The 12,327-nt window shown below is 55.1% G+C and carries 11 protein-coding genes and 2 tRNA genes; 8 read left to right on the forward strand and 5 right to left on the reverse strand.

The window, feature by feature from the left end:
• Window positions 1-7: 7 nt before the first annotated feature.
• The 4 genes from AWY79_RS03450 to AWY79_RS03460 all read left to right on the forward strand — a co-directional run bounded on the left by AWY79_RS03450 (window position 8) and on the right by AWY79_RS03460 (window position 4,691).
• The gene (locus AWY79_RS03450; protein ID WP_158509850.1) at window positions 8-778 is read left to right on the forward strand and encodes an SMODS domain-containing nucleotidyltransferase; all 771 of its coding nucleotides are present in this window, start codon (window positions 8-10) and stop codon (window positions 776-778) included.
• 10 nt (window positions 779-788) lie between these two features.
• Window positions 789-3,770, forward strand: a complete 2,982-nt coding sequence (locus tag AWY79_RS03455; protein ID WP_199533835.1) for a type I restriction endonuclease subunit R — start codon at window positions 789-791, stop codon at window positions 3,768-3,770.
• Window positions 3,755-3,961 carry a hypothetical protein gene (locus AWY79_RS19075; protein WP_199533836.1) on the forward strand — a complete coding sequence of 69 codons (207 nt, stop codon included), beginning with the start codon at window positions 3,755-3,757 and terminating at the stop codon, window positions 3,959-3,961. The genes AWY79_RS03455 and AWY79_RS19075 overlap by 16 nt, the downstream gene beginning before the upstream one ends.
• A gap of 76 nt (window positions 3,962-4,037) precedes the next feature.
• Window positions 4,038-4,691, forward strand: coding sequence for a M48 family metallopeptidase (locus AWY79_RS03460; protein ID WP_199533837.1), 654 nt, complete (start codon window positions 4,038-4,040; stop codon window positions 4,689-4,691).
• 85 nt (window positions 4,692-4,776) lie between these two features.
• On the opposite strand, the gene AWY79_RS03465 is transcribed toward AWY79_RS03460, so the two are convergent.
• From AWY79_RS03465 to AWY79_RS03475, 3 genes are all read right to left on the reverse strand, one after another.
• Window positions 4,777-5,523, reverse strand: a complete 747-nt coding sequence (locus tag AWY79_RS03465) for a hypothetical protein (RefSeq protein ID WP_158509851.1) — start codon at window positions 5,521-5,523, stop codon at window positions 4,777-4,779.
• 294 nt (window positions 5,524-5,817) lie between these two features.
• Window positions 5,818-6,546 carry a DNA-methyltransferase gene (locus tag AWY79_RS03470; protein WP_066800325.1) on the reverse strand — a complete coding sequence of 243 codons (729 nt, stop codon included), beginning with the start codon at window positions 6,544-6,546 and terminating at the stop codon, window positions 5,818-5,820.
• Window positions 6,543-7,031: a helix-turn-helix domain-containing protein gene (locus AWY79_RS03475; RefSeq protein ID WP_066800328.1), complete on the reverse strand. Its 489-nt coding sequence runs from the start codon at window positions 7,029-7,031 to the stop codon at window positions 6,543-6,545. Before AWY79_RS03475 ends, AWY79_RS03470 begins: the two co-directional genes overlap by 4 nt.
• 814 nt (window positions 7,032-7,845) lie before the next feature.
• On the opposite strand from AWY79_RS03475, the gene AWY79_RS03480 reads away from it, so the two are divergent.
• From AWY79_RS03480 to AWY79_RS03490, 3 genes are all read left to right on the forward strand, one after another.
• Window positions 7,846-8,805: an integrase domain-containing protein gene (locus tag AWY79_RS03480; RefSeq protein ID WP_066800331.1), complete on the forward strand. Its 960-nt coding sequence runs from the start codon at window positions 7,846-7,848 to the stop codon at window positions 8,803-8,805.
• Between the two features lie 139 nt (window positions 8,806-8,944).
• Window positions 8,945-9,217: a helix-turn-helix domain-containing protein gene (locus AWY79_RS18945; protein ID WP_158509852.1), complete on the forward strand. Its 273-nt coding sequence runs from the start codon at window positions 8,945-8,947 to the stop codon at window positions 9,215-9,217.
• Between the two features lie 28 nt (window positions 9,218-9,245).
• Complete coding sequence (locus AWY79_RS03490; RefSeq protein ID WP_066800337.1) at window positions 9,246-10,331, forward strand: site-specific integrase; 1,086 nt, start codon at window positions 9,246-9,248, stop codon at window positions 10,329-10,331.
• Window positions 10,332-10,416: 85 nt separating this feature from the next.
• Here AWY79_RS03490 and AWY79_RS03495 read toward each other — a convergent pair.
• Together AWY79_RS03495 and AWY79_RS03500 are read right to left on the reverse strand one after the other, a co-directional pair.
• Window positions 10,417-10,492: transfer RNA gene (locus tag AWY79_RS03495), tRNA-Glu, on the reverse strand.
• 6 nt (window positions 10,493-10,498) lie between these two features.
• A tRNA-Lys gene (locus tag AWY79_RS03500) sits at window positions 10,499-10,574 on the reverse strand.
• Between the two features lie 199 nt (window positions 10,575-10,773).
• Here AWY79_RS03500 and AWY79_RS03505 point away from each other — a divergent pair.
• On the forward strand, window positions 10,774-12,039 hold the full coding sequence (locus AWY79_RS03505; protein WP_066800340.1) for a phenylacetate--CoA ligase family protein: 1,266 nt from the start codon (window positions 10,774-10,776) through the stop codon (window positions 12,037-12,039).
• Window positions 12,040-12,327: the final 288 nt, after the last annotated feature.

Here is a 12,327-nt window from a genome sequence, read left to right on the forward strand (position 1 = left end):
GCGGTTCATGTCTCGGGTTGCAGTATTGCCTGAAGCCGAAAAGGAGAAAATCCAGCGGTCCATCGGGTTTATTAAACTCAAGTTAAAGAAGTATTTTGGCAACGAGATCAAAGCGCAGTTTCAGTTCGGCTCGTCAACTCGCGGGACAATATTGCCAAGAAGGTTGGATGAAAGGTCAGACATTGACTACATGATTGTGTTTTCAAACGGTGGTTATAGGCCTCAAACATATCTAGATCGTTTACGACGGTTTGTTGCGGACACCTATAAGGCTTCTAGGGTTCATCAGTCTCACCCGACAATCGTGTTGAACATGAACCACATCAAATTTGAGCTTGTCCCTGCCGTTGAACACTTTTGGTCTGGATATGACATTCCAGCCAAGGCCACTGACTATGAAGATTGGATTGGAACTGATCCAAATGATTTCAATGATGACCTGACTTCTCGAAATCAAATGTATTCCAATTTGACCAAGCCTACTATTCGTTTGCTGAAGTATTGGAATGCGCAAAATGGCTATCCTTTTGAATCCTTTGAACTTGAGAAACAAGTGGTGGACATGTTCTTTTTTTGGAATTCACCGAGAAACGTAAAAGAATATGTTTATTCAGCATTTGGGGAACTCGATTTAGGTTTATCCTCCTCAGTTAGAAGTAGGTACGCTCTTGAGCGTGCCCAAAATCACATAAGGGAAGCCAAAGCATACGACGGTCTTGGTAACGACATGCTTGCTTTGAAAGAAATAAAGAAGGTTATCCCTCCAATCAACGGATAGGGCTGTCACAATGCCTGAGTTTAAAGAATACGCCGCATCCCATGCCCCCGCCCTGATTCTGTTGGAACAACTCGGTTACGAGTACGTTCCGCCCACCAAGGCCTTGTCTATGCGCGGGGGGCGCAAGTCCATGCCGGTCCTGCTGGACGTGCTGGAAACCCGGTTGCGGGAGATGAATTCCATCACCTTCAAGGGGCAGGAGGACGAGTTCTCGGATGCCAATATCGCACGGGCCGTGCGGGAAATCGCGCAGGTGCCGTTCGACAGCCTGATCGCCACCAGCGAACAGGTCTATGACCTGCTCACCCTCGGCATCAGCCTGGAACAAACCATCGACGGGTCCGTGAAAAGCCATTCCCTGAAATACATCGATTGGGAACACCCGGAAAACAACGTCTACCACATGTGCGACGAGTTCGAGTTTGAGCGGCGCCATTCCGATGCCGTGCGCCGGCCGGACATAGTGCTGTTCGTCAACGGCATTCCCGTGACCATTATCGAGTGCAAGCGGCCTGACCAGCGCGGGGCCATCAAGGAAGGCATCAGCCAACACCTGCGCAATCAGCGGGTCACGGAAATCCCGGAGCTGTACATCTACAGCCAGATATTGCTTTCAATCAGCCAGAATCGGGCCATGTACGCCACCACGGACACGGATGCAAAGTTCTGGTCGATCTGGAAGGAAGAGGACGCTGACGGCCAAAATGAAGCCCTGGACGCCATCGTCAACGCGCCTTTGGCCGAAGCGCAACGGTCCCGGCTCATGGCCGAGGCCACGGACGAACAGCGGGAAGTCCTGATGCGCATCCTTGCTTCCGGGCACCGCACCCCCACGCCACAGGACAAGACCCTGCATTCCCTCCTGCGCCCGGAGCGGCTTCTGGAACTCATATACGGTTTCATCATCTACGACAGCCGCATCAAGAAAATCGCCCGCTACCAGCAATATTTCGCGGTCAAGGCCACGGTGGATCGGGTCACCGACGCCAAGGGCGACAGCCGCCGCCGGGGCGGGGTCATCTGGCACACCACGGGGTCGGGTAAGTCCCTGACCATGGTCATGCTCGCCAAGGCTTTGGCGCTCGATCCCCGCATCAAGAATCCCAAGGTGGTCATCGTCACCGACCGCATCGACCTGGACAACCAGATTTCCAAGACTTTCAAGGCGTGCGGCAAGGACGTGGTCCAGGCCCGGACCGGGGAACACCTGCTCAAGCTCATTGCCGGGGAACGCGCCTCCATCGTCACCACCATCATCGACAAATTCGAGACCGTGGCCAACAAGCGCACCAAGGACGAAGACCGGAACATCTTCGTGCTGGTGGACGAAAGCCATCGCAGCCAATACGGCCAGAGCCATGCCAAAATGCGCGTGGTCTTCCCCAACGCCTGCTATATCGGCTTCACGGGTACACCACTCCTGAAGAAGGAGAAGAGCACGGCCGACCAGTTCGGCGGCTTCATCCACAAGTACACCATGAACCAGGCGGTCCAGGACCGGGCCGTGGCCCCGCTCAGGTACGAAGGACGCATGAGCGAGCTGCACGGGGACGATGCCGAACTGGACAAGTGGTTTGACCGCATCACCGAGGGGCTGACCCCCGAGCAGAAACGCGACCTCAAAAAGAAGTTCAGGCAGGCCGAGCAGCTCTTTTCCGCCGAGTCGCGTATCGCCGAAGTCGCCTATGACATCGCCCAGCATTTCAAGCAGTTTTGCAAGGGAACCGGCAAGAAAGCTCAGTTCGCGGTTGCCAGCCGCCCAGCGGCTCTGGCCTACCTTCGGTGTTTCGAGGAACAGGACGAAGTCTCCGTGGCCGTGGTCATGTCTTCCCCCGACAGCCGAGAAGGCAACACCTCCACCGATGAATCCAAGATACCCGAGGTGCAGGTGTTCTGGAACGACATGATGCGCCGGTATGGCAACGAGAAGCAGTATCTCGAAAGCATCATCAACGCCTTCAACCATAATGACGATCCCGAAATCCTGATCGTCATCGACAAGCTTCTCACCGGGTTCGATGCGCCCCGGAATAGCGTTTTATACCTGGACAAGAACCTCAAGGAGCACAACATCCTTCAGGCCATCGCTCGGGTGAACCGTTTGTGGGACGGCAAAGATTACGGCCTGGTGGTGGATTACCGGGGCATCTTCGGAGCCTTGAATGAAGCCATCGACACCTATGCCGCCCTGGAGAAGGAAGGGTTCGACCGGGCCGACATTGAGAACACCATTCTGGACGTCAGCGGCGAAATCGAACAACTCAAGGCCAGGCATGCCAATGTCTGGGAAATTTTCAAGGAAGTCGGCAACAAGGCGGATATCGAAGCCATGCAACTGGCCTTGGAACCGGAAGACATCCGGGAGCGGTTTTACGACGCCCTGCGCCTCTTTGCCAACACCCTGCAACTGGCACTGAGCAGCGCGCGGTTTCTCGACAATACGCCCGAAAAGACGATCCACCGGTACAAGGCCGATTTGAAGGATTTCCTGAACCTTCGCAACGCCGTCAAGCATCGGTTCGGCGAGGCCGTGGATTACTCGGCCTACGAGCAGCAGCTCAAGAACATGGTCAGCAAGCACATCGGAGCGGATGCCGTGCAGGAGGTGGTCGCCCCGGTGGATATCTTTGCCGTAGACGCCTTCGAGCAACAGTTGGAGCTGATCCAGGGGGATGCCGCCAAGGCCGACCACATCGCTGCCCGGGTGAAGAAAACGATCACCGTCCGGATGGACGAGGACCCGGTCCTCTTCAAACGCCTGTCGGAAATTATCAACGAAACCATCAGCAGCCATCGTGCGCACCGGCTTTCCGATGCCGAATATCTCGGCAAGATGCGGGGGCTGCTGGATGACTTGCAACAGGGGGAACGTGGCAACTTGCCTCCGTCCCTCAAGGGCAGAGACGAAGCCGCCGTCTACTTCGGGATTCTGGGGAAATGCTGGAAGGGCAGATCGCCGAAGCTTCCTTGCCCCAGATGGCGATATCCATAGATGATGCCGTAACATCCAGGAAAATCAGGGATTGGAGCGACAATATTGATATTGTAAACGAAATGAAGAACGATATTGAAGACGTTTTGTATGACGCTTCGGAATCATCCGGTGTGACATTCCCCGGCGAAGTGATAGATGCTGTCATCGACAAATTGATTCTTGTTGCCAAGAGACGTGACCTTGCCTGATTTGCCCGCCCGCGGTTCCGTGCATTACGGGACCACCAGAATCGATTACTCCATCCGGCCAGCGACCAGGAAGACCTTGGCCATCCATGTCTTCCCTGATGGTTCCGTCGTCACGGATGCGCCTCGGACGGCAACTGTCGATGAGATAGCGGCCAAGGTAAAAAGCCGGGGAGCTTGGGTCCTCAAGCAGCAGAGGATATTCGCGGCTTATCCCCCGGCCATCCCGGCCCGGCGATATATCTCCGGCGAGGAAGTCAGGTATCTGGGACGACAATATCGGTTGAAGCTATTGGTTGGTCTCGAACGTTCGGCCAAGCTCAAAGGAGCGCATCTGGAAGTGACCCTCCTGGCCCAGGATGGCGCAGATGTAGCCAAAAAACTGGTAGATGCGTGGCTTCGTGATCGGGCGGATGCGATTTTCCATTCCCTGATGGGATCGTGTGTGGAAAGGGCCTCTGGGGTTGGCATGAAAACCGTTCCAGAGTGGCGAATGCTTCGGATGCTGAAGCGTTGGGGAAGCTGTACCAATAGCGGTACGATCATCCTGAACCCCGAGCTCGTCGCAGCGCCGAAGGATTGCATCGAGTACGTGATTTCCCACGAACTTTGCCATTTGCGTGTCAGGAACCACTCGGCAGCGTTTTATAGGCTGTTGTCCCGAGTCGTCCCAAAATGGGAACACCTTAGGATGAAGTTGAATCGGGCAGTTGAGCTTCGTCTCGAATATTGATGCAGAATATTCGGATCGCTATTTAACATATCGAATAGGTGCCCAGTTGTTGTAGAAAAGATCGCACTACCTAATGGTCTAATCCCTAGGAGTTGTCTCCAGGGACGTACATTTTTATTTGATTGTTTTCGAATACAAATTTTCCATCCGGTTCACGAACGCCGGCTGGTAGCTGCGCCACTTCTGATTGCAGTTCTCTCGCAGCTCTGTGAACATCTTTGAATTTGGGTTCCACCATGTTTTCGAGGAATTGAATTGTTTTATGCTTAATTTCCCCCTTGAGGCCGGACACGTCCCGTTTCAATTTTTTGATGTCCTGAAGGTGAGCTTCTGAGAGGTTACAAAGAGAAACAACTTCATCCGTCAGCAACTCTCTTGTCCGGTCGAACGCATCAAAAGCAGCCACTATAGAGACAGCGCCATCCTTTTTATCAATATCAACCCCTTCTATTTTCATGGGATTATTCCCACCATTTGCGATCAAGTTGGCATTGTAGTTCACCACACTCATAAGTTTTTTCAATGCATATCGCATAGCATTCCCATCGTTAACGAGCCCATTAATATTGCGCATATTTTGGTAATGGGTGGAAAGGCTTGAAGCATGAATTTTAACATTACGCATTGACGAATCGATGATTTCAGCAGACAACCTCATCCGGTTTATTTCGCTTTGAACAGCTAACAACTGGTAGGATTCACGAATACTTTTTGCGTTCTTTTCAATTCTTTCGTCATGCTCAGATAGTCTGGATTCCATGTCGACAGAGGGAAGGTTGACAAAATCAGGGGCACACGCATCGCTATTTGGGTCCCCACTGCAGTCGTCCATGACCCTTTTTAATCGGTCGTATACGATTACAGTTCTCTCATCAGAGATTATTTCGTAGACTTTTTTTACGACTTTCTTGACTGCTGATCCGATCGTTTTGATCCCATCCCAGAGATCGGAGAACATTCCCATAGGTCCCTCACAAAAATGCAATAGATTGGCTTTCCGACGATTGGCGATAGCGAGTGTCGCTCAAATCTGAGGCACGTGAAACATAAATTAGTACCAGTTAGTCGTAATAATAGATCCAAGTCAATGGCTGTGCCCGGTCATGAAGAAATGGTCCAAGAATATTTACTTTTCCCCTAGAATCCTGTCCCATGCTGCAATGTGGTTTCGGAATCCGTACTCGACCATCTCGAATTTCCTGCCCATTTTTTTGGCTGCAACCCCAAGCGTTCCGGTGCCAGCGAAGGGATCAAGAATGGTGTCGCCTTCTTTGCTCAATGCGGCAACCAGATCTTCGACCACTTTCAGTGGTTTTTGTGTGGGATGAAGGGCTTTTTCGCCTTTTTTCTCTGACCACTCTTCGTCGGGGTCAGGCATCAGCCGTTCTTTCCCCGATGTTTTCCCAGTGACCATATGATTTTTGTAGTATTTTTGATCATCGAAAAATGAGTCTTCCGAGCACGCATGCAACCCAAGTTCGAAGCTCTCCTGAAACATACCCTTGTTGAACCCGACAGAGTCGGGCTTGCACCAGGCAAACTTGCGCAGTTTAGGGAAGTAGCGCGAAAGCTCCCGATACCAATCGCCGAATTGAAAATCCGAGCAAAATACAAAGACATTGCCGCCAGGTTTCAGAACACGATGGAATTGATAAGCCAGAACGTCGATCCGCAGCTTTTTGCAATCCCAATCCTTGCCGGCAATTCCGATCTCGTAAGGTGGGTCTGTGATTATGGCCTCGTACCTGTGAGCAGGGCAATTCCCCAAAAATAGAAATGCGTCATTGTTGTGAATGTCGCCATCTTTAGACGACGAGGTTGCCCCAAGATGGTCTTGTTTCCGTAAATCAATCACGAGTCACCTGCCACCGGTTCCCCATAAGCCGGCTTTTCGTTTTCCAAGATGAATTCCCGCATTCGTTTAAGCGATTTTGAACTCAACCCAGGGTTGAGAGCTTTGCGCCGCTTGGCCCGTTCTTTGGGATTTGCAGTCGTGTGGCAACTGCTGGCGGCATTAGCCATTTCCGGGTCATTCTCCAGTATGCTCATCAGCGCCCGATACGTGTCGTTGTGCATGGTGACGAGAACGATTCGAACGAACTCCGACACAGGAAGATCATAGGCAAGGGAAAAGTCCAGTACCCGATCCAGTGGAATCGAAGCGTTCCCTTTTTCGATCTGGGATATAAACGAGCTGGTGCACCCCAACTTCTGGGCGACCCATCTGAGGGGCTTGCCCTGAGTCTCCCGGACAATCTTCAGATAAAGCCCGACTTCTTCCTTCAGCAATTGTTCCGGGGTCTTCACAGGGGTGAGGTCAACGTCGTCATCTTCAGCCATGGTTAATCAACTACCTTATTAACATGGTTAAGCAACTAATTGTTTAACTCTGTTAATAAATAAGTTGATAATCATTGGCAAGGGGTTTGTTGCTTTTTTTGAGGTGGATGCGTGAGCAGGGACCTGAGGATATCCCTTGAGCCGGAGTCGAAACCGCCATCCCTCTCGCCGTCGCCTGCGGTAATCACGACGCAAGCAAAGTCGTCGGGGCAAGGCCGCCCGGCAAGCCGGGCGCCCGAAGGGCTTGGCCTTGCCCCGGCGGCTGCTTGTGTCACGCTCGCGGAAAATCGGCGGGAGGGGAGGAAATCGTGCCGCCGGAGCTTGCGCGAAGATTTTGCGGCGTCATATAGTGGGGCATATCCACCGGATAATTCCGTAACCAAAAGGAGGTGAAACGCACTTACCGCGCGTCATAAGTTCACGACGTTAGTCTGAACTGATGACGCATGAAGAAGCCTAGGGCTTCAACGATCCGCGCGCCGTTTTCCAAACAAACGGCCTTTTCAAAATCCAAACGCAGGCTGTAACGCAGCACCCGCCGATGGTGGAATGGCAAGTATCTACGCTTGTCATTGCCGCACTTCCCCTACGGCTGCCATCCAATCCGCAAGACTCGCGCTTGCGGGGCAGCACCCCTTATTGACTGGGTCTTCCGGAATCTTCTTCCAATGGGAAACGGGCATTCATTCTTCCCTTAGCTGGTGATGCGTGGCGGGTTTACCGCCACAGGCAGGTCTTTCCCGGATGACGGGAAAAGTCCAACCTGCTTGGCCCCGGGGCGCTGCCCCGAACCTTTAACGGAAGGAGAATTCCAATGGGAAAATCCGACAGCCTCAAGTTTGCGGCGAACCGGGCAACCTTGTCCGGGCCAAAATCGAAACAACACCGAATCCGCCAGACGGCCCGCCATTTCGTCGATGTTTTGCGCCAGGCGAACATGGGGGTCGAGAAGTGGACCAAGGTGACAAACAGGCACTTCCAGAGCGTGGCGGACACCATGCGTGCGGACGGCGTGGGCGACGGCAGGATTGCCGAAGTCTTCACCGCTGCCCGCCACGTCTGCCGTGCCTACGAGAACGACAATATCAGCAATAGCAACGCGACCTTCGGGGTGCGGCGTGGGTCCATCGCCAATGCGACGTCCCGCGCGGTCGCCCCGGAAGCCTTTCAAGAATCCCTGGCCAGCATGCGGAACGACGCGTCGTTCCGGCATGCCGGCCGGGCGGCGGTTCAGATCGAGCTGATGTATGAGCTCGGGCTGCGCCGGGAAGAATCGGCCAAGCTGGACCTGCCCAACGATTGGGACCGGGAAAACCATAGTCTGCTCGTTCAGTACGGGACAAAGGGCGGCAGGCCTCGGACCCTGCATGGTCTGTCCCGGCAACAGGAAGCGGCTCTTGAGCGGGCCGGGGAATACGTGTCTCCCTCCGACAGGAAGGGTCTCCACAACCTCATGCCCGAGGGCATGGGCGACGAATGGCTGCACCGGCTGGATTATGCGGCCAGGAAACACGGCCTTGCGGGCAAAAATGCCGGAGGAACCCTGCACGGCCTTCGACACGAAAGGTTTCATCAAATGTATTTGAATCACGCGGGCTTTGAACCGCCCAACCAGCACGAGAGCGCGCAGGCGTTCCAGGAGGCAGCCCAGGCAACGGCCGGGGACGAATGGCCCCGGCTCGACAACGAAGCGCGAGACGCCATTGAGGAAGCGGCAGGGCATTCCCCCGGTCGCCGTGACATATCGAACGCCTACCTGGGCAGTTCCTATTAGATGCGGCCCCGCCATTTCCCGGCGGGGTCGTTTTTTTATTCTTTTCCCCCTCCAGCCGTTTGACTTTGCACATGCCGGGAGTGTTGAACTGGTGTGTTGGGCGTCAGGATGTCCGGCTCGACGAAACCGGTTGAAGGTTGTGAACGTGGATGATGTGTTGACGGTTAAACAAGTTGCCCAGCTTTTTGGAATTTCCGAAAGCCTTGTAAGGCGTCGCGATATGAAGGTTCGTTTGAAGGCCTTCATTGTCGGAACGCGTGGAATCCGGTTTCTCCGGGAAAACGTGGAAGCTTACCAGGAACTGAACACCGTGGGAGCCTCAGATCAGCCAGCCGATGTTCCTGTGGCCAGAAAACGGCAGCGGAAGAATTTGACCGACAAACACAAGCTATGGCAGCGTGAATCCCGGTAAGCGGTCTTCCCTATAAGGAGAAAAGACAATGCCTTACAAGGAAGGAAAACGGTGGCGTGGGGCCGTGCGCTTTACGCCCACCGACGGTTCGCCTCAAATCAGGCGCACCCAGCTCTTTGACAAGATGAAAGACGCGGAAAAATGGGAAAACAAGACCCGAGAAGCCTTGGAGCTCGCCGATGCGGAAAAACGAAAGGACATGCATCGCGTGGGCCTGGAAGTCCTGGTCGGGGATTGGGCGAATGCCTACATGGATTACGCCACGGCCACATGGTCCAAGGGAAGTTGCTCGGACAAGCGCCTTGCCTTTCGGCGTTTGTTCGAAATGACGGCAAGGCCGACACAGCTGGTTCATGAGATCAGCCCTGTGGTGGCCCTGAACCATCTGAGCCGACTCAAGAAGCAGACCACGGGGAACACGGCCAATCGGGACAGGAAAAACCTTGCCGCCGCCTGGAAGTGGGGTGCGCGGTATCTGGAAATGGACAAGACGAATCCGTTCCGGTCCGTGGACAAGTTCCCCGAGCAGCGCCACCCGAGGTGGGTTCCGCCCCTTGAGGACTTCCGCAAGGTCGTGGATGTGGCAACGCCCTTGCAACGGCAACTGCTTCTGCTGGCGTTCCACACGGCTGCCCGCCGGGGCGAATTGTGGAAGCTCAAGTGGTCGGAAGTCAATCTGGCCACGGGCATGATCGGTTTCTGGACCAACAAGCGCAGAAGCGGGAATGCCGAGTTCGATGAGTTGCCCATCTCGGGCATGCTCAGGGCGCACCTTGCCGAATGGAAGTTGATATCCAGGGATGAGGAACTGGTGTTCGGAAGCCGGTTCGAAGGCCTTCTGGACATCAATAACCGCTGGCTGCGGCGGCTGTGCGCCGATGTTGGCGTGAGGAACTTCGGTTATCACGGAATCCGCCACCTGTCCGCCAGCATCGCCATCCATAACGGGGCGACTATCGTGGAAGTGCAGCAGTTGCTGCGTCACAAGTCCATTGCGACGACCCAGCGGTACATCCACAAGGTCAAGAAAAGCACCGGCGCGGTGGATGCCCTGGACGCGGCCTGGCGTGATGACGGGGACAGGGAACCGCCCGCCCTGAAGTTGGTCCGGTGATGCTGACGTGGCACTCGAGCCACGCGGACGAGCCACGCAAACAAGAAACGGGTTACGGCATTCACCGTAACCCGTTGATTTGTCTTGGCGTCCCCAAGGGGGTTTGAACCCCTGTTGCCGGCGTGAGAGGCCGGAGTCCTAGGCCACTAGACGATGGGGACGCATTCTGGTGGGTCGTACTGGGCTCGAACCAGTGACTCTCTGCTTAAAAGGCAGATACTCTACCAACTGAGTTAACGACCCAATGACCCATCAGGGAAGGTAGAACTATCGATTTGGGGTGATGCTGTCAAGCACATTTTGAATCTTCCTTTTATTGCAAAAATCGCTCCCCAAGCGCTTGGAATATCGGTAAAATTAAACTTTTTCTTGCAAAAAAATTCCTTCGTGCTATACTCCCGCTCCCCGTGAATAACGGAAATTTGCCACCAAGGAGCAAGATATGACACGAAAAGACCGTACCGAAGGGATCTATTCCCGCCGCGAGGTGCTCGACGAGTCCGAACGCCGGCAATACTGCCAGCTTCAGCTCAAGGAGTTGCTCTCCTATGCCTACCGCTACTCCGAGGACGTCAAGAAGCGGTTCGACCGCGCCCAGTTCAACGTGGACAAGTTCCGCACTCTGAACGACCTCAAACATATCCCCATCATCAAGAAGAAGGAGCTCATCTTCCTCCAGTCCATGGGACCCCGCCTCGGCGGGCTGCTGACCAAGGACCTGGGCGAACTCCAGCGCGTGTTCCTCTCCCCCGGCCCGATCTTCGATCCCGAGGACCGCTCCGAGGACTACTGGGGCTGGACCGAGGGTTTCTACGCCGCGGGCTTCCGTTCCGGCGACCTGGCCCAGATCACCTTCAACTATCACCTCGCCCCCGCGGGCCTGATGTTCGAGGAACCCCTGCGCAACCTCGCCTGTGCCGTGGTGCCCGCCGGTCCCGGCAACACCAACTCGCAGATCGAGATCATGCAGAAGCTGCGCGTCACCGGCTACGTCGGCACGCCCAGCTACCTCATGCACCTGGCCCAGAAGGCCGAGGAAACCGGTCTCTCCCTGCGCAAGGACCTGTTCCTCGAAGTCGCCTTCGTCACCGGCGAGAAATTCTCCGAGAAGATGCGCTCCACCCTGGAAAAGAAGTTCGACTGCATCATGCGCCAGGGTTACGGCACCGCCGACGTGGGCTGCATCGGCTACGAATGCTTCCACAAGTCCGGCCTGCACCTGTCCAACCGCGCCTTTGTCGAGATCTGCCATCCCGATACCGGCATCCCGCTCAAGGACGGCGAGGTCGGCGAGATCGTGGTCACCGCGTTCAACCGCACCTATCCGCTCATCCGCCTGGCCACCGGCGACCTCGGCTATCTCGACCGCTCTCCCTGCGCCTGCGGCCGCACCTCCCCGCGACTCGGCGGCATCGTCGGCCGCGTGGACACCACCGCGCGCATCAAGGGCATGTTCGTCTACCCGCACCAGGTCGAGCAGGTCATGGCCCGGTTCGAAGAGGTCAAGCGCTGGCAGATCGAAGTCACCAACCCCGGCGGCATCGACGAAATGATCCTCTCCATCGAGGCGGGTCAGTTCAACCAGGAAGACGAGCTGCTCCACCTCTTCCGGGAAAAGATCAAGCTGCGCCCCATCCTCAAGGTCCTCGCGCCCGGCACCCTGCCTCCGCAGATCCGGCCCATCGAAGACAAGCGCACCTGGGATTAGCCCTCACGCACTCCGCAGGCCCCGGTCCGGCATCCGCCGAACCGGGGCTTTTTTTATCGGCCGCGGCAAGGCGGCCGCCCAGGCGGGCGCAACCGCGTATCGGTTGTCCTTTCATTACGACCAATTAGTATTTTCACTTCTGGTGTAAAAAATGCCAAATAATAATAGGCAATAATTACAGTGCTACATATTTTTGCTTCCTGAGATATCGTCGGCACGGAAACCTCAGGTCGGCGATGCGAGGGAAAACGCGAGGCTGCCCGCCAGACGTTGTCCAACAGGAGATGC

This window comes from Pseudodesulfovibrio indicus (assembly GCF_001563225.1).
GTDB classification, from domain to species: Bacteria; Desulfobacterota; Desulfovibrionia; order Desulfovibrionales; family Desulfovibrionaceae; genus Pseudodesulfovibrio; species Pseudodesulfovibrio indicus.